The sequence below is a fragment of the Amycolatopsis echigonensis genome (genome assembly GCF_014174495.1).
GTDB lineage: Bacteria > Actinomycetota > Actinomycetes > Mycobacteriales > Pseudonocardiaceae > Amycolatopsis > Amycolatopsis echigonensis.
In genome coordinates this window covers 1-17,512 of sequence record NZ_JACJHR010000023.1, presented here as the reverse complement: position 1 = coordinate 17,512, position 17,512 = coordinate 1, and the positions used below count along the sequence as shown (strand labels likewise).

General features: G+C 71.1%; 12 protein-coding genes and 1 pseudogene. 4 read left to right on the top strand and 9 right to left on the bottom strand.

Annotation, left to right across the window (positions count from 1 at the left end):
• Positions 1–220: 220 nt before the first annotated feature.
• From H5411_RS17765 to eccCa, 3 genes are read right to left on the bottom strand one after another with little or no spacing between them, the layout of a single operon-like run.
• Complete coding sequence (locus H5411_RS17765; RefSeq protein WP_101435998.1) at positions 221–580, bottom strand: hypothetical protein; 360 nt, start codon at positions 578–580, stop codon at positions 221–223.
• 10 nt (positions 581–590) lie between these two features.
• Positions 591–2,603 carry a type VII secretion-associated protein gene (locus H5411_RS17760; protein WP_101435999.1) on the bottom strand — a complete coding sequence of 671 codons (2,013 nt, stop codon included), beginning with the start codon at positions 2,601–2,603 and terminating at the stop codon, positions 591–593.
• Between the two features lie 40 nt (positions 2,604–2,643).
• The gene (gene eccCa, locus H5411_RS17755; RefSeq protein WP_101436000.1) at positions 2,644–6,657 is read right to left on the bottom strand and encodes a type VII secretion protein EccCa; all 4,014 of its coding nucleotides are present in this window, start codon (positions 6,655–6,657) and stop codon (positions 2,644–2,646) included.
• Between the two features lie 327 nt (positions 6,658–6,984).
• Here eccCa and eccD point away from each other — a divergent pair, with 327 nt between their 5' ends.
• Positions 6,985–8,385, top strand: a complete 1,401-nt coding sequence (gene eccD, locus H5411_RS17750; RefSeq protein ID WP_183124363.1) for a type VII secretion integral membrane protein EccD — start codon at positions 6,985–6,987, stop codon at positions 8,383–8,385.
• Positions 8,386–8,393: 8 nt separating this feature from the next.
• Entirely contained in the window at positions 8,394–10,028 is a 1,635-nt protein-coding gene (locus tag H5411_RS17745) for a type VII secretion-associated serine protease mycosin (protein ID WP_101436002.1), read from the top strand.
• Positions 10,029–10,142: 114 nt separating this feature from the next.
• Here the strand turns inward: H5411_RS17745 and H5411_RS17740 are convergent, their stop codons facing one another.
• From H5411_RS17740 to eccB, 3 genes are all read right to left on the bottom strand, one after another.
• Positions 10,143–11,168 carry a WXG100 family type VII secretion target gene (locus H5411_RS17740; RefSeq protein ID WP_183124362.1) on the bottom strand — a complete coding sequence of 342 codons (1,026 nt, stop codon included), beginning with the start codon at positions 11,166–11,168 and terminating at the stop codon, positions 10,143–10,145.
• Positions 11,165–11,473 carry a hypothetical protein gene (locus H5411_RS17735; protein WP_183124361.1) on the bottom strand — a complete coding sequence of 103 codons (309 nt, stop codon included), beginning with the start codon at positions 11,471–11,473 and terminating at the stop codon, positions 11,165–11,167. The genes H5411_RS17740 and H5411_RS17735 overlap by 4 nt, the downstream gene beginning before the upstream one ends.
• Before the next feature lie 91 nt (positions 11,474–11,564).
• On the bottom strand, positions 11,565–13,193 hold the full coding sequence (eccB, locus tag H5411_RS17730) for a type VII secretion protein EccB (protein WP_101436005.1): 1,629 nt from the start codon (positions 13,191–13,193) through the stop codon (positions 11,565–11,567).
• A gap of 771 nt (positions 13,194–13,964) precedes the next feature.
• On the opposite strand from eccB, the gene eccE reads away from it, so the two are divergent.
• Both eccE and H5411_RS17720 read left to right on the top strand, forming a co-directional pair.
• The gene (gene eccE, locus H5411_RS17725) at positions 13,965–15,197 is read left to right on the top strand and encodes a type VII secretion protein EccE (protein WP_101440822.1); all 1,233 of its coding nucleotides are present in this window, start codon (positions 13,965–13,967) and stop codon (positions 15,195–15,197) included.
• Between the two features lie 82 nt (positions 15,198–15,279).
• Positions 15,280–15,999, top strand: a complete 720-nt coding sequence (locus H5411_RS17720; protein WP_101436006.1) for a hypothetical protein — start codon at positions 15,280–15,282, stop codon at positions 15,997–15,999.
• Positions 16,000–16,051: 52 nt separating this feature from the next.
• On the opposite strand, the pseudogene H5411_RS49795 reads toward H5411_RS17720, so the two are convergent.
• From H5411_RS49795 to truA, 3 genes and pseudogenes are all read right to left on the bottom strand, one after another.
• Positions 16,052–16,476, bottom strand: a pseudogene (locus H5411_RS49795) (type II toxin-antitoxin system death-on-curing family toxin).
• Positions 16,473–16,619, bottom strand: a complete 147-nt coding sequence (locus H5411_RS17710; RefSeq protein WP_183124360.1) for a CopG family transcriptional regulator — start codon at positions 16,617–16,619, stop codon at positions 16,473–16,475. Before H5411_RS17710 ends, H5411_RS49795 begins: the two are co-directional and overlap by 4 nt.
• 58 nt (positions 16,620–16,677) lie before the next feature.
• Positions 16,678–17,512: tRNA pseudouridine(38-40) synthase TruA (truA, locus tag H5411_RS17705; RefSeq protein ID WP_183124359.1), on the bottom strand; the 835-nt coding region annotated here is incomplete at its 5' end.

Genomic DNA, 17,512 nt, shown 5'->3' with positions numbered 1-17,512 from the left:
TGGTTGTGCGCGCCGGCTGGTGTTTCCGGCACTGCACCTACGACGAAGACATTGCCAGTTCGGTTCACGCTTGTCGCGACTTCTTCGCAAGTAGTTGCTTGCGTGAACGCGAGGTCAGGGAACCGCCCGGCAACGGCCGGGTGAACAGCACCGGAGTACCCCCGAAAAAACCTTGTCCACCAGCGTGGTTAGCACACGCACAGCCGGTTCCCGGACAGTTTCAGGACTCCCGGCTCATGATTCGCGACTGCGAAAAGTCCTCGTCCTCATCACTCGTCCGTGTCTGTTCGGGCGAAATCTTGGGCCGATCGGGAACCGGCTCGGACGAGACAGGCTCGGCGGGCATCGGCAATCCGCGGGCCGCGCGGAACCGGCGGGCGGCCCCGCGCAACGCGGACGGCGCGGGTTCCGCGGCGCCGGAAAGCCGCCGCCTGCCGAACTCTTTCAGCAATTCCCGGTTTTCGCTGCGGTGCCGTTGACTCCGCGCGAGCGCCGTGCCCGCGACCCGGCGCGAGAAGGTGACGGCATCCTGGCCCGCTCGGATGAACGCCGCCGGCGCGGATTCCGGAACGGAGGCCACAGGTGCTCCTTCAGCTGGTGATCTTCAACGTGCGCACCACTTGCTCGCACGCGGCGTCGACGCGCTGCTGCACCGCGGGTGACTGGTACTGGCAGCCGACATGCACCCGGATCCGCCCCTGCACGAGCACATACCAGCGGACGGTGATCCGTTCCGGTTTGCTCTCGACGTAGCCGATCACGGTCCGGCCACCGTAAGTCAGATCGGAGCTGAACGCAGTGTAGTTCGCGTTTCCGCTGACCCCGGACCGCAAAGCGTCGACGAGTTTCTGCCGGTCGGCCGTCGCGTCGTAGTCCATCACGAACTCCTGCGCGAGCACGAGGTCGTTGCCCTTCTCGGCGTCCTGCGGGTGCAGGATGACCTGCCGGTCCGCGACTTCGTCCGTGGTCTGGACCCAGTCGCTCGGCGCGACGAGGCTGAAGTCGTATTGGGAGAACGAGCGGCCCTGGTCGGAGTTGTCGCCGCTGCTCACGAAGTACACGACTCCGCCTGCGATCAGCGCCACGACCGCCACCGCCGCGGTGATCAGCCACAGCCGTTTCTTCGCCTTGCCCGCGGATTTGCCCGGCGCGTCCACGCCGGGAACGGCGAACCCTCCGCTCGCGGAACCGTTCTGCCCTAACGCGTTCTGGCCCGGCGCAGTCCGCAATGGACTCGCACCGGCGGGCGCTGCGGCACCGAACGGCACGCTTTGCGGGCCCCTGGCCGGATCAGCGGGCGAGAATCCGCGCGGCGGCACCGGAGCATTGCGCGGATTCGGCGCGTGGGGCACCGGCGGAAGACCGCGCCGGATCGGCGCGTCCCCTCGGACCACCTCGGTGCGATGCTCGGATTGCCCCGGGATCGACGAACCGGGCAGCACGCCGGTGCGATCCGGTTCCAGCAGCACCGCACGGAGCGCACCGCGCGCGACGACGGTCTCCGGCTGGTCCAGGCTCGTCGGCACCACCCCGGTGCGCTCGTGCACCAGCCGGGAGATCATCGGGATCCGGCTCGAACCGCCGACGAGGAAGATCGCCGCGAGCTGCTTCGGACGCAGGCCTGAGTCGGCGATCGCGGCGCTGGTCAGCTCGACCACCCGGCCGAGCGGAGCCCCGATCAGCCGCTCCAGGTCCGCCCGCGTCACGTGCGCGTCCGCGAACGGCGGCGGCAACGGCACATCGGTGTACGTGTGCCGCGACAACGTTTCTTTCGCGCCGCGGACGTCCTGGCGCAGCACCCGGCGCCGCCGGCGATCAGCCAGCTCCCGGCCCTCGACCAGCTGCTGCCACGCCTGCGGATCCGTGCCGGACACCAGCGACCCGACGTGCTCCAGCAACGCCTGGTCGATGTCCGCCCCGCCGAAACTCGGGTCGCCGCGCGTGGCCAGCACCTGGAACCCGCCCCGCTGCGGAGGCGCGCCGGGCACTCTCGCCGCGCGCGCGGCCTCCGGCGACCGCTGAACGACGCTGACATCGACCGTGCCGCCGCCGAGGTCGAGCACCGCCAGCGCGTCGCCCGGACGGCCGGAGAACTCGACCGTCCGGCCGCCCGGCGAGGCCTCCGGGGCGAACGTGGCCGCGTGGTACACCGCCGCGGCCACCGGTTCCGGCACCAGCGCCACCTCGCGCGCCAGCCGGCCCGCGGCCTGGCGCAGCAACCGCGTGCGGATCGCGCCCCAGTCCGCCGGGTGGGTGAGCACCAGCAGGTCCACCTCGGCGTCGCCCGCGACGCGCCGCGCCTCGGCGACCGCCCGGTCCAGCACCGCGTGCACGACGTCGATGACCCGCAGCACGGCATCACCGAGCAGCAGATCGCCCTCGTCGATCCGCCGCTTCGGATTCGGCTCGTACCGCGACGGGTCGACGGCCGCCTGCCGCTCGGCCTCCTGGCCGACGAACAGGGTGCCGTCGGACGCCGCGTACACCGCCGAGGACATCAGCGGCTGCCCGTCGATCACCACGACCTGCGGCTCGCGGCCGTTGACCGACACCACGACGCAAGTGCTCGAGGTCCCGAAGTCGACCGCGACCCGCACCGTCACCGGGCGCCCCTTCCGTCAACCGCGACGGCTCCCCGGTCGGTCAGTCGGGCTGGATCCACGACACCTGCACGAGCTGCTTCCCGTTCTTGCGGCTCAGCATGTTGCCCCGGCCCGGCGGCATGGCGCTCGGCCGGATGTTGCCGATCAGCACGCCCTCGTCGCGGGAACCGTTCATCACCATGCCGGTGGCCGCCAGCTCCTTGAGCTTGCCGATGATCGGGTCGTACGCCGCCCGCGACGCACCACCGGTGCGCCGGACCACGATCAAGTGCAGGCCGACGTCCTTCGCCTGGGCGAGGAACTCCGACAGCGGCTTGAGCGGGTTGGTGGACTGCGTAGCCACCAGGTCGTAGTCGTCGACCAGGATGAACAGCTCCGGACCGGTCCACCAGGAGCGGGTCTTCAGCTGTTCCTGGGTGACGTCCGGACCCGGCAGCCGCCGCGTCATCGACCCGACCACGTCCTGGACCATGCTGTCCAGCTGCGCCGACGACACGGCGTAGCCGAGCAGCGAATCGCCCTGGAGGAACCCGAGCATCGTGCGCCGGTAGTCGACCAGCAGGATCACGGCCTCCTGCGGCGTGTAGCGCTCGGTGATGCCGCGCGCGATCTGCCGCAGCAGGTTCGTCTTGCCGGACTCGCCGTCGGCGAAGGCGAAGAAGTGCGGGTCCGCGTCGAAGTCCAGGTAGATCGGCTGGAGGTCTTCCTCGTTGACGCCGATCGGGATGAGCTTCGTGTCCCGCTTCTGGTCGATCTGCAGGACCTCTTCGTAGGTGATCATCTCCGGCAGCAGGCGCACCTGCGGGGCCACCCGGCCGCGCCACGCCCCGCGGATCTTCGCGACCGCGTCCGCGACGCCCGCCGCCACCGTCTCCGGATCGCTCGACCCGTCGATCCGCGGCAGGCCGGTGAGCAGGTGCAGCTTGTCGCGGGTGAGACCGCGGCCCGGCCGCCCGGCCGGGACGTTGACCGCGATCCGGCGGTCCATTTCGGACTCCGTCGGATCGCCGAGGCGCAGCTCGAAGCGCGTGCCGAGCATGTCCTTGATCGCCGGCCGGAGGTCGGCCCACCGGTTGGCCGAGATGATCACGTGCACGCCGTAGGCGAGACCCTGGGTGGCCAGCCGCGTAATCGACGTCTCCAGCTCCTCGAAGTCGTCGCGCAGCGCCCGCCAGTTGTCCACGATCAGGAACGCGTCGCCGAACGGGTCCTGCTCCGGCGTGATCTCACCGCGGCGCTTCCGGTTGCGGAACTCCGTCATCGAGTCGACGCCCAGCGCCCCGAACCGGCCTTCGCGCTCGGTCAGCAGCGTGGTCAGCTCCGCCACGATCCGGCGGGCCTTGTCCGGCTCGCGCCGGGCCACCGCGACCCCGCCGACGTGCGGAAGGTCCGCGAGGCCGGCGAGAGTACCGCCACCGAGGTCGAGGCAGTAGAACTGCGCTTCCTCAGGCGTGTGGGTGAGCGCCATCGACATGATCAGCGTCCGGAGCATGGTCGACTTGCCCGACTGCGGACCGCCCGCGATCACGCCGTGGCCCTGCGCACCGGAGAAGTCCGCCCACAGCAAGTCGCGCCGCTGCTCGTACGGCCGGTCGACGATGCCCAGCGGCACCTGCAGCCTGCCGTTGCCGAAGAACCCGACCGGGGACAGCCCGCGGTCGTCGGTGGGGTTGAGGTTCGGCAGCATCGTGTCGAGCGAGTTCGGCTCGTTCAACGGCGGCAGCCACACCTCGTGCGCCGGCGGGCCCTGCCCGACCAGGCGGCTGACGATCACGTCCAGTTCGCTGGGCTCGACGGCCTCTTCGGACTCCTGCTGCTTCGGAGCCTCTTCCTCGAGGACCGGCTCCGGCTCGGGTTCCTTCGGCAGTTCCACGAAGTCCGGCACGAACAGCTGCGGCCGCTTGTCCGCGCGGACCACCGTGGCGGCCGGTCCGGCCGCCTTGATGCCGGCCGGCCGGTACGGGCCCGAGACGTAGGAGGCCTTGAACCGCACCAGGGTCGAGGTGTCGTACTTCAGGTAACCGCCACCGGGGACCGACGGCAGTTCGAACGCGTCCGGCACGCCGATCGCCGCTCGGGATTCCGCCGCGGAGAACGTCTTCAGGCCGATCCGGTAGGACAGGTGCGAGTCGAGACCGCGCAGCTTGCCCTCTTCCAGCCGCTGCGACGCGAGAAGCATGTGCATCTGCAGCGACCGGCCCAGCCGTCCGATGGCGACGAACAGGTCGATGAAGTCCGGCTTCGCCGCCAGCAGTTCGGAGAACTCGTCGCAGACGATGAACAGCGCGGGCAGCGGGTCGAGGTCGGCGCCGTTCTCGCGCGCCTTCTCGTACTCCCAGACGTTCTTGAAGTTGCCGCCGTTCTTCAGCGCTTCCTGGCGGCGGTTCATCTCGCCGGCCAGCGCGTCCTTCATGCGGTCGACCAGCGTGACCTCGTCCGCGAGGTTGGTGATGACCGCGGACACGTGCGGGGCCTTGTCCAGGCCCAGGAACGTCGCACCGCCCTTGAAGTCGACGAGGACGAAGTTCAGCGTGCTCGACGAGTGCGTGGCCAGCATGCCCAGCACCAGCGTGCGGAGGAACTCCGACTTGCCGGAACCGGTCGCGCCGATGCACAGGCCGTGCGGGCCCATGCCCTCCGCCGCGGCTTCCTTGATGTCCAGCTCCACCGGCTGGCCGTACTCGCCGACGCCGAACGGGACCCGGTAGCGGTCGCGGATCGGCCGGGGCCGCCACGCCTGCTGCACGTCGAACGTCATCGGGTCGCCCGGGATTCCGAGCAGTTCCAGCAGCGACGGGTTGGACAGCAGCGGCTCTTCCTCGCTGACGTCCTGGCCGCCGCCCCCGCCGACGCGGTACGGCGCGATGAGCCGGGCCAGCGCCTCGACCTCGACCACGCTCAGCTTGTCCGGGCGGCCGAACCATTCGACCCCGCCCGCGCTGCGCGCGCCGAGCCGCTCTTCCTCGACCACGAGCCGCAGGCCGCGCCGCGCGGCGAGGTTGCCGATCGAATCGGAAAGGTCGACCAGGGTGACGCCGACCAGGCCCTCCTCGAGGATGATCTGCTCCTCGCGGGTCACCTCGGCGTCGTCGATGACGATCACGACGTGCGGCTGGTCCGGCGCGGGCGTCGCGTTGCGGGAGAACCGCTGCCGGTCGCGCAGCTCCTCGTCCAGCCAGTCTTCGATCTGCTTGAGCGAGCCCGCCATCATGCGCAGCTGGCCGATGCCGTCCGACAGCGTGGGGTGCTGGGCGTGCGGGAGCCACTTCGCCCACTCCCACTCCTGCTTCGCCCGGCCCGCGGTCGCGACCGCGATCATGACGTCGTCCGGGCTGTGGAAGGTGACCAGCTGCGCCAGCATCGCGCGGGTCAGCGCGCGGGTGAGGCCGCGTTCGCCCTGCATGCTGACCGCCGCGAAGCCGCGGAGCGTGATCTGGGTGGGCAGGTCCGGGACGATCGAGTGCGCACGCACGAACCGGCGCAGCGCGAGGGTGGCGATCGGCTCCAGTTCGTCCACCGGGCCGGTCTGGGGCGGGACCAGCCGGGTGGCGAGGCGGTGCGAGCTGCGGCCGACGCGCAGGTGCAGGAAGTCCTGGTCGTTCTGCCTGCGCTCCCACATCCGGCGGCTGGCCGCGAGCGACCACAGCGACTGCGGGTCCGGGTGCACCCATTCCAGCGCGGCACGCTGGTCGACCATCGCCTCGCGGGCGCGGTCGCGCATCTGGCCGAGGTACCGCAGATAGTCCTTGCGGTCCTCGTCCATCTCGGCCTTCTTCTGGCCACCGCCCTTGCCGCCGCCCCCGGCGAGCATGCCGACGGTGCCCATCAGCATCATGCCGCTCATCATGATCGTGGTCGGGTTCTTGCCGCCCGCCGTGAACATGAAGACCATCATCCCGAGCGACGCGAAGATCATCACGCCCGGAATCGCCTTGGCGACGATGTTTCCCGGGATCGTGCGGGGCACCTCCGGCGGCGGCTCGAGATGCACCTCGCCGCCGGGCGGGCGCGGCGCGGCCAGCCGCGGCGACTTCTTGAACTGCAGCGTGCTCATCGAAGGACCCCTCTATTCCTGCTCGACGCCTGCACCCGGGTGCGCGGGACAACCTATCGAACGTCGCCCCGGAAATCCGGCCAACTCCAGGATCGGCATCTCGCACCCCCTCTTCGGGCCCCGCGACGGGACCCGTCCTCCCAGTGCGCCCGAGTGTAAGGACCGCCACCGACAGTTATCGGACCAGGCGGGCGAACCCGCTGGTCGATCTGGCCCAACCCGGCCTGGACGGGTACTTTCGCCGACTATTTGCGGAGACGCGCTGAAACCCGTCACCAGGTTCGGTATAAGTTCCCCGGGAGCTGACTCTTCAGAGCGGGGGATCTAGTGGCAACGGGCACGACGGTATTCAGCAGGGTCACGGTGGTCGCGCCGACGACACGCATCGACGTCGCCCTTCCGGCCGACGTGGCGGTGGCCGACCTGCTGCCCATGCTTCTGGAGATGGCCAAGGAGGTCACTCCGGACGGCGGGGCCCGGCACGGCGGGTGGGCGCTGGCCAAGCTCGGCGACGCCCCGCTCGACCCGAGCCGGACGCTCGCGTCCCTCGGCGTGGTCGACGGCGAACTGCTGCAGTTGCGCAAGCGGAACGAGAACCCGCCGCCGCCGATGTACGACGACGTGGTCGACGCCATCGCGGAGGCCGACCCGGACACCTTCCGCCCGTGGACGAAGGAAACCGCGCGCCGGTTCGGCCACGCCGCCGGCGGGCTCGCCCTGTTCTTCTCCGCGCTGGCTCTGTTCTTCAGCGGTTCCCTCTACGGCGGCTCCGCGCTCGGCCCGGCGATCGCCGGCGGCCTCGGCGCGATCGCCTGCGTCGCGGTCGGAGCCACGCTCGCCAAGGCCTACCAGGCCGAGGCCACCGGTGTGCTGATCGCCTCCGCGGGCGGCCTTCCGTTCGCGTTCGTGAGCGGGTTCTACATCGTGCCCGGCCTGTCGGTCCGGGCGAACCTGCTGCTCGGCGCGGTGCTGGTGCTGATCGTCTCGGCGGTCTGCATCCTCGTGGTCGGCGCGGGCATCCGGGTGTTCATCGCCACCGCCACCGCGGGCGTGTTCGGCGCGCTCGCCTTCCTCGTCGCGACGCTCGTGACCAGCGCCGACACCGCGTCCGTCGCGGCGGGCACGGTCGCCGTCGCACTGGGCTGCATCTCCTTCCTGCCGCGCGCCACCATCTGGCTCGCCAAGCTGCCGCTGCCGTACGTGCCGAGCACCGCCGAGGAACTGAAGGAAGACTCCGGTTTCCCGGACTACCAGGCGATCGAGCAGCGCACCGCGGTCGCGCACGACTACATGACCGGCCTGATGATCGGCTGCGGCGCCACCACGGCCGTCGCGGCGGTCCTCGCGGCCACCGCGCCGAACGTCTTCGGCATCATCCTCGGCGTCGTCGCCACGCTGGTCCTGCTGCTGCGCGCCCGCGCCTACGCCAACGGCGCGCAGGCGATCGCGCTGCTCACCACCGGCATGGTCGCCGCGGCGGGCATCCTGCTCGGCTGGCTGTTCTTCTCCGCCACCGCGGAGCAGCGGCTGCTGTACGTCTTCGGCGCGCTGATCCTGATCGCCGCGGCCGCCCTCGTGGTCGGCGTGGTCTTCCCGGACCAGCGCTTCTCGCCGCCGCTGCGGCGCACCGTGGAAATCATCGAGGCGATCTGCATCGCCGTGGTGCTGCCGCTCGCCCTCGGCGTGATGGACCTCTACTCGACGCTGCGCCACCTCAACCTCAAGTGAGCCGCGCGATGGGCTCCCGCCGCTCCTTCCCCCGCAAGCTCGGCCTTCCCGGCCGGGCCGGCGTGGCGCTGTTCGCCGCCGGGCTCGGGCTGGCTTCCCCGTTCGCCGCCGCTCCGGCGTCGGCGCAGACGGCGGACGCGCCCGCGGGCACCTGGGCCACTCCGCCGCCGCTGGGTCCCGGCGACGCGCCGCCCGCCGACACCGGCCACTCGGACACCACGTACAAGAAGAAAAACGAGTGCGTGCAGCGGAGTCTCGGGCAGAACGTCGAGATCAACTTCCGCCCGTGGGGCCAGGACTACCTGCAGCTGCAGAAAGCGCAGGAGATCGTCCGCGCGGCCACCGGATCGGTCGGGGGCAACCAGAAGGTCGCCGTGATCGACACCGGCGTCACGCCGCATCCGTGGTTCCAGGGCCGGGTGGAAAGCGGCGGGGACTACGTCGCCACCCCGGACAACGGCGCCGAGCCGGGCCTGCAGGACTGCGACGGCCACGGAACCGAGGTCGCCGGGATCATCGCGGGCAATCCGCAGGACCCGAAGGTCGGCTTCATCGGCGTGGCCCCGGACGCGCACATCGTGTCCTACCGGCAGCTGAGCGAGAACTACGCCAAGGACGACAGCCCGCAGCAGCCCTCGGCTCCCCCGTCCGGCAGCAACAGCCAGCAGCCCCCGGCGGGCGGCAGCAGCAACAGCCAGCTGCCGCCGTCCTCGGGCGGCGGAACCGGTGGCGGAAGCGGCACTGCGCCCCAGCAGGACAACAAGGGCGACAACCGCCAGCTGCAGAAGGAAGGCACCGCGGGCACGCTGAACACGCTCGCGCAGATCATCCGCGGCATCGCCGACAGCGGCCGGGCCAAGGTGATCAACATGTCGGTCGACCACTGCCGTGCGGGCACCGCGCCCGGCGACATCCAGGAGGGCGAGCGCAAGGTTCAGGCCGCGGTGCACTACGCGGTCGAGCGCGACATCGTGGTCATCGCGGCCGCGGGCAACGTTTCGGAGAACTGCCCGCAGAACGACCAGGCCGACCCGAACAAGCCGAAGTCGATCGTCACGCCGCCGTGGTTCTCCGACGACGTGCTGTCCGTCGGGGCCATCCAGGAGGACGGCAGCGTCGCGCCGTTCAGCGTGCACGGCCCGTGGGTCGGCGTCGCCGCGCCGGGCACCAAGATCGTGTCGCTCGACCCGGCGGAGCATTCGACCGGACTCGCGAACCTGACCATCGCGAACGGCAACCCGTCGCCGATCCAGGGCACCAGCTTCGCCGCGCCGTACGTGGCCGGCGTCGCCGCGCTGGTCCGTTCGATGTACCCGAAGCTGAACGCACGCGACGTGGTCAAGCGGCTCAAGGCGACCGCGCAGCATCCGGCCGCTCCGGGCGGACGCGACAACTTCGTCGGCTACGGCGTGATCGACCCGGTGGCCGCGCTCACCGCGAACCTTCCGGGCGACACCGGCAACCTCTCGCTGCCGAAGCCGGTGGTGCAGGAGGCCACGCTGCCGCCCGCCGACGGCATCAGCTCGACCCCGATGATCGTCGCGCTCGCGGGCACCGGAGGCGGCGTGGCGGCGTTGCTGATCACGCTGTTCGTGGTGCACACGATCCGGCGAAACCGGTCCGGGTCGCCGCCAGCGCGATAACTTCTGGCACCAGAAAGGGCCGCTCTCCGCGATCGCTGCGGGGAGCGGCCCTTTTTGTTCGTCCGTGCGCGGGAAGGCCATTCGCCGCGGTTGTCGCGACGGCGGCCTCCTTGGTCACTTTCCAGGTTTCGGCGGCTTCCCGTCCTTCTCCGGCCGCCGCGCGGGCGGGTCCTGGCCGATCACCGGCGGAGTCACCTGTGCGGGCTCGCCGAAGATCTCGGACGTCTTCGCCGCCCCGCGCTGCCTCGGCTTGTGCTGCGAACCGCCGTCACCGCCTCCGCCGCCCAAGCCGGCGAAGCCCATCATCGGCATCATCGACGTGCCCTGATCCGCCGCCGCGGGCTGCGCCGCCGGGGCGACCGGCTCGGCGGGCGGAAGGCCCGCCTGGCCCTGTTCCAGCCGCGGATCGGCGGCGGTTTCCTTGCCGTGGTGGGAATCCTCCGCGGCGGACGGGGTCACCGAATCGTCCGAAGTGGACGCCGAAGCGGCCACTGTGGACTCTCCGGCGGCAGCGGAGGTCCCCGCCGGAGCGTTCGCGGGAGCGTCAGCGTCGTGCAGCCGGAACTGCTGCGCTGGATAGTGGTGCCGCAGTTCGATGCTCGACGGACTTCCGGCGGGTGCGTCGACGCCAGCACACAACCGGCCGAACTCGCGCAGCACGTCCTCCGCGGCCTCGTGCAAGGACTTCAGCGACTGTTCGGTCTCCCGCATCTGCGACCGCGCCCGGGAGGCGCCGCCGCTGGGCAGCATCGCCGATTCGGACAGCAGGTCAGCAGCGTCGACCAGCACCTCTTCCGCCGCGCCGACGATCTTGCGCAGCGATTCGGTGAGCTGATCGATCGCGTCAGCGAGCGCGTCGAGCGCGTCCTCCGCTCCCTCGCTCGCCGCGCGAATTTCGCCGAGGTAAGCGACAAACGCGTCCGCGTCGGGGCCGGACCACGACGCGTCGATCCGGCCGAGATCCTCCGCGAGGCTCGTGGACACCCTGGCCGCCGTACGAGCCGCGCCGCGCAGGCTCTCGGCCTCCGCGTCCAGTTCTTCCCAGCGGCCGGTGAGCGGCCGGTAGTAGGCGGCGACCGGATCGGTCACGCCCAGCTCGCGGGCGAGCTCGGTCACGTAGGCCAAAGACGGCTCCGTCACGAGATCCTCCCGGCGCGCTCGATCCGCTCGGCCGCGTCGGCGTCCCGTTGAGTGTGGCCCGCGGTGAGCTGCTCCAGCGCCGCGGCGACCGACCGCAGCGCGGCCACGCCGGCAGTGAGCTGGCCGCGCAACGCTTGCGAAGCCTGTGCGTACGACTCCGGCACGCCCAGCTGCGCGGCCACCTCGCCGTACGCCACGGAGGTGGTCGCTCGCGCGCCGACCTCGCCCGCGGCGGTCTCCAGTTCGTCGGCCGCCCGCGCGACCTTCGCCGCGTAGCCGCCGACGACCGCGCCGTCGATCCGCACGGCGCTTGTTCCCGGACTGCTTCCCGCCGCTGCCACGTTCGTCCCTCCGCTCACCCGGTGCGTGTCCGAGTGTGACGGACGGACTCCGCCGTCAGTTCCCGGCGGGTTGCTGCTGTCCGGCCGCCTGCGGTTTGTACGAGCCCGCGTTCGGGTCGATCGGCACCGAATCGAATTGCTTCATCACGTTCTGCACGTTCAGCGACGCCCCCGTCGGCAGGAGCCCGATGATCGACTCCGGCGCGGGCAGCCGGTTGTTCAGCCCCAGTTCCTCCGCGGTCGCCGCGTCCGGCACGCCGTAGCGGATGCCGCGGTCGGAGATCAGCTGGATCGGGCCCTTGCCGAAGGTCTTGTCCGATTCGGTGGCCGACTGCACCACCGCGCCGTACCCGGTCGGCATGTAGAAGCCGGTGATCGGCACGCCGTTCGGGCCGGTGTTGCTGACGCTGAGGATCTTCGAGGTGCCGTCGGCGTTCTTCTCCACCGGGATCTGCTTGTTGATGTAGACCGAGGTGTGCGCCTGGGTCTTGTCGGCGCTCAGCGACCAGCCGAGGCACGCGACGGGCGAGCCCTGCGTGGCGTCGAGGACGGTCGGGACGACCTTCGGGTAGTCGTCGACCTTCACGTAATCGGGGTCGCCCTGCTGCAGCACCTTGACGTTGTTGATCTTGTCGAGAGTCAGGGTCGGCGTGGTGGCCGAACCGCCGCTCTTGGCTGTGCGCACGATGTCCGCGACGGCGGGCGACACCTTCTGGATGCCGGACTTGGCGATGAGCCAGAACTCCAGCGGGCCGCCGGAGGGCTGGGTCGAGAAGACGTCGCCGACGGTCAGGCCGTCGAAGCTGCTCGGCGGAGTCGTCCCCTCGCCCGCCACCGGCGGCGGGACCAGCTTGCTGACCTCCGGGATCGCGTTGAGCAAAGCCTGCGACACCTTGCGCGACTTCGTCGGCAGATGCAGCGCGGACCGCACCGGATCGCTGGAGCCGGACGGCACCTCGGCGCGCACGGTGTTCGCGTTCGGCCGGCTCTGCGTCGCGGGCAGCCGGTAGATGAGGTAGGTCTTGCCGTTGCCCGCGTCGCCGAGCAGCGCCTGGTTCTCCTGCAGTTCGTTGCCGAGCTTGTCGATGCCGGCGATCACGTCCGTGTTGGTCTTGTTGACCGAGTCCTGCTGCGGCAGCGACGGGTCGAGCACCACCTCGTCGCACACCGCCCAATTGGGGGTAATCCGCTGGTCCGCCGACGGGATCAGCTGCGGGCCGTCCGGAATGCCGGTGAGCTTCTCGCGCGGCATGTTCTTCAGCTGTTCATCCGAGACGACAGTCGGGTTCTTCACCTCCGCCGCCTGCTGACCGCCTTGGCCGCCCTGCTGTCCCTGTCCGCCCTGCTGCTTCTGCGCCATGAGGATCAGCCGCGCCGACGCGAGGTTGAACGTCGGGATCAGCCGCGCCGGGTTCCCGGTGACGACATACACGGTGCCGGACTGCTCGCCGATCACGATGTTGTCCGACGACGGCACCGACGGCGAGGGGCTCAACAGGCCCCACAGCACGAAAACGACGGCGCCCAGCACGCCGAGGATCACGCCGACCGCGGTCGCGCGCCCGTGGGAGCGCATCGGGTCGTGCAACATCACCGCGTCGCGGCGGACCAGTGCGGACTGCATCCGGCGCAGGACGAACTTGTATGCCTGAACCTGAGACTTAGTCGTGGGTGTTGATGGCATTCTCGACCTACAGTCCTCCCCGTCGCGGTACGGTTCCGCAGGATAGCCGTACGGGGACCGTCTGGTGTGGGGTTTCTACCAACTCCGGTTAGGGTCAGGCATCCCGGGACCGGCTTTCCGGGTACGCAGCACTCACGAGGGGAAGAGAACGCGCGGATGTCCGTCAGCACGCCTCCACGTCCGCCTGGTCCGCAGGGGCCGCCACCGCCTCCCGGGGGACGTCCCCCGGGTCCGCCGCAGCGGCCCGGAAGAACCGGCGGACCCGGCGCGGCTCCCGGCGGTCCCGGCCTGCCCCCTCGCACTCCCCCTCCCGGTATTCCGGGCGGTCCCGGACGGCCCGGCGGACCGGTCACCCCCGGACCCGGCGTTCCCAAGCCCGGCGTGCCTGGCGCCCCCGGTGCTCCAGGACCGGGCGGTCCCAAGCCGGGCGGCCCCGGCGGTCCCGGCGGCCCCAAGCCCGGCGGCCCCGCTGGCCCCGGCGGTCCGGGCGGTCCTGGTGGTCCCACCGGTCCGCGGACCGGACGTCCTGGCGGCGGCGGACCTAACGGTCCTCGGCCGGGCGGTCCCGGTGGCCCTGGTGGTCCCGGTGGTCCGGGCGGACCCGGCGGCCCCGGCGGCGGTGGCCCCGGAGGCCCGGGCGGACCTGGCGGCGGCGGACCCGGCGGACCCGGCGGACCTGGCGGTCCCGGTGGCCCCGGCGGCCCGAACAGCGGTGGCGGCCCCGAAAGCGGCGAACCCGCACCGACCGGCGGCACCGCGACCGCGCTCCGGATGGCCCCGCCCTCGCGGCGGCGTTCCGGCGGCATCACGCTCGGCCCGCTGCCCGTGGTCAACCTCGTCGTGCTGGAAGTCGGCGTCGCGATCGGGCTCGTGCTGCTGGCGATCAACACGCAGCTCAAGTACGTCGCGATCGGCGTCGCGGCGCTCGGCCTGATTCTCGCGTTCCTGCGCGTGGGCGGACGCTGGTTCACCCAGTGGCTCTCGCTGACGCTGCGGTACCGGTTCCGCTCGCACGGTCGCGTGGCGACCCCTCCGCCGCCGACCAGCATCGAGGAACTCGCCGAGGAAAGCGCGGTCACCGGCCCGGAGGACGCGCGCGTCAGCCTCCTGCGGCTGGCCGTTCCGGACCTCGTGGTGGCACACGCCGTCGACCACGAACGGCAGGAAGTCGGCATCGCCTGGAACGACGGCACCTGGACCGCGGTCCTGCTCGTCGAGCCGATGCCGGCGATGATCTCCCAGGCCGGCGGCGCGCCCAGCCTTCCGCTGTCCGCGCTCGCGCCGTGCCTCGAAGACCGCGGCGTGCTGCTGGACTCCATCCAGATGATCTGGCACAGCTACCCGGGTTCGGCCGCGATGCCCGCGGACGCCCCGGCGCTCAGCTCCTATCTCGAGGTGCTCGGCCCGCTGCCCGCGGCCGCCCGGCGGACCACGTGGATCGCGGTCCGGCTCGACCCGCGGCGTTGCCCGGAGGCGATCCGGGAACGCGGCGGCGGCGTCGTCGGCGCGCACCGCGCGATGATCGGTGCGCTGTCGCGGGTGCGCAACGCACTGGAGTCCCAGGGCGTGCCGACCCGGCCGCTCGACCCCGACGAACTGCTGCGCGCCAGCATTTCGGCGGCCGAGCTCACCGCGGTCGCCGGTTCGAACGAAAAGGTCAGCCTGCAGGAGAGCTGGACCGGCGTCACCGCGGCCGGCATCGGGCACTCCAGCTACGCGATCACCGGCTGGCCCAAGGGAAAGATCAGCGGCAGTCTCAACGGACTCACCAGCGTGCGCGCGCTGTCCGCGACGGTCGCCATGGCGATCTCGCCGTCGGCGGACGAGGGCCGCATCGGCCTGCGCGGCGTGGTGCGGCTCAGCGCCCGCAACCCGCGCGAGCTGGACGCCGCCGAACAGCGGCTGCAGAGCATCGCGGAGCGGCTCGACGTCGACCTGACCCCCATGAAGGGCATGCAGGTCTCGGCGTTCTCCGCGACGCTGCCGATCGGAGGCACGGCATGAGCGCCGCTTGCCAGCGAACCAACGTTATTCATGCCGTCGCCTGCCCGGCGATCAGCGTGAAACTCCTCGAGGAGGCGGCGGCATGAGCACGCGTTTGCGCGACGCCGGGCGGAACACCGGCGTCGCCCCGGAGTTCACGGTCGACCCGGCCATGCTCGACGCGATCAGCCCGTCCGGCGACCGCGGCGGCGTGGTCCTCGGTTCCGGCCTCAAGGGCGAGCCGCTGACCGTGTCGGCGCTGCGCTCGCAGCCGACCCGCATCGTGCTCGTCGGCGGGCTCTACCTCGCCCGTCAGGTCGCGATGCGCGCGATGGCGACGGGTGCGTGGGTCGTCGTGGCCACCGGACGTCCCGCGGCGTGGCAAGTGCTGCAGCAGGCAGCCGGAACCCGCGACGGACGCCCGTCGCCGCTGGTGCAGATCCGCCGGCTCTCGCCGGTCGAACTGCCGCGCCCGTCCGAGGACGCCCCGCTGCTCGTGGTCACCGACGGCGGACCGACCCCGCAGGACCTGTTCCCGCCCCGGTCGCCCTGGCAGACCACGGTGTACGTGCTGCCGTACCTGCACCCGCAGGCAGGCACCACGGCGAACGCCGCGGACCTCGTGCTGATGCAGCGGCTGCCCGCCGGACAGGCCGAACTGGCGGCCCGGATCTGGCGGCTGCCGCCGCAGATGATGCGCCAGCTGACCACACTGAAGGACGACCAGGTCGTGGCACTGGGCACGAACCTGTGGCGTCCGCTGCGGCTGGTCACGACGCAGAAGGAACAGCAGCTGCTCGGCCCGGTTCGCCGAGGCGACTGAGAGCCGTCAGCACGGTGAAGGCCTCCTCGCGGGAATTCCGGCGAGGAGGCCTTCACCGTTTCGAGTGGTCGGCAGCGCTCAAGGTTTTCAGATTCGGCGGCGGGACGACGGCGCTGGCCCACTCCGCCAGACGCTCAGCCACCGACTGATACGGCAAAGTCCCCGTCGCGGTCGCGATCACCAGGTCGTACGCGTCGTCCTCGGGCGCGTCCAGGTCGAAGCCGTTCAGCCCGGAGAACACGAACACCGACATCCAGCCGAGACGCTTGTTCCCGTCGCTCAGCGGATGGTCTGGACGATGGATTCCAGCAGCACCGCGGCTTTCTCGTGCTGGCCCGGATACGCGTCCTGCCCCATCAGCGAGGACTGCGGTCGATGCGCCGCCGCGTCGAGCAAGCCCAGATCGCGCACCCCGGGCACCCGCGGGTCCGCCGACAGCAGGAGCAGGTCGTCGAGCGTCAGGTATTCGAATTTCACCGCGCCAGGCGATCAAGCAGAGCGGCGTAGCGGGAACGGCCCTCGCTGGAAAGGTCGCGAACCCGGTCGTCGCGGACCCGGCGAGCCGCTGCGTCCGCGAGCGCGCGCTCCAGCTCGTCGTTCAATCGCAATGTCATCGCCATGAAGTCGGTGATATCACCTTGGTATCACCAGGGCCTGCTCTTTTCGGCCCGCCCCGGCCTAGAGCTCGTTCGACGACCGCACATTCCGCGTCTGCTCAGCCCGCGCGGCCAGCAACTCATCCGGCGGATAATCCACCGCCGTCAACGTCAGCCCGTGGGCCGGGGCGACCGCGCTGTCCCGGGTCCCGCTCGCCAGAACCTCGCCCGGCCACTCGGTTCCGCGCCGCCCGTCCCCTACGAGCAGCAACACCCCGACCAGGCTGCGGACCATCGAATGGCAAAACGCGTCCGCGCTGACCTGGACTTCCAGCAGATGCTCGTCGATCCGAGTCCACTCCAGACGCTGCAGCTCGCGGATCGTCGTGCCGCCCTCGCGCTGTTTGCAATACGCCGCGAAGTCCTGCAGGCCCAGCAACGACTGCGCGGCAGCGTTCATCCGCTCTGTCGACAGTGGACGGCCCCAAGCTAGAGTGTCGTTGCGGCGCAACGGATCGACGCCCCACGGGGCGTCGGAGACGCGATAGCGGTAATGCCGCCGGATGGCCGAGAACCGGGCGTCGAAACCCGCCGGGGCCACGCGTGCGTGCAGAACCCGCGCGTCGGCGGGCAAAAGTTTGTTCCAGCGGCCGCGCATGCGCGTCAGGTCCGGGATTCCCAGCGAGTCCACCGGAATCCGGCCCGGCGCACCGGGCGCGAACGGGACGACGTCGACGTGCACGACCTGGCCCGTCGCGTGCACCCCGGCGTCCGTGCGGCCCGCGACGACCACGGATTTCGGCACCGACTCCCCCGGCGGCTGGCGGTGCAGCGCCTGCTCCAGTTCAGCCTGCACGGTGCGGCGGCCCGGCTGGCGGGCCCAGCCGGAGAAGTCCGTGCCGTCGTAGCTCACGTCC

Bases quoted from the DNA above. Each gene is read 5' to 3' on its own strand.
- eccE (WP_101440822.1), top strand. From the start codon at position 13,965: ATGGCCCCGCCCTCGCGGCGGCGTTCCGGCGGCATCACGCTCGGCCCG.
- H5411_RS17720 (WP_101436006.1), top strand. From the start codon at position 15,280: ATGAGCACGCGTTTGCGCGACGCCGGGCGGAACACCGGCGTCGCCCCG.
- eccCa (WP_101436000.1), bottom strand. From the start codon at position 6,657: ATGAGCACGCTGCAGTTCAAGAAGTCGCCGCGGCTGGCCGCGCCGCGC.
- H5411_RS17745 (WP_101436002.1), top strand. From the start codon at position 8,394: ATGGGCTCCCGCCGCTCCTTCCCCCGCAAGCTCGGCCTTCCCGGCCGG.
- H5411_RS17710 (WP_183124360.1), bottom strand. From the start codon at position 16,619: ATGGCGATGACATTGCGATTGAACGACGAGCTGGAGCGCGCGCTCGCG.
- eccB (WP_101436005.1), bottom strand. From the start codon at position 13,193: ATGCCATCAACACCCACGACTAAGTCTCAGGTTCAGGCATACAAGTTC.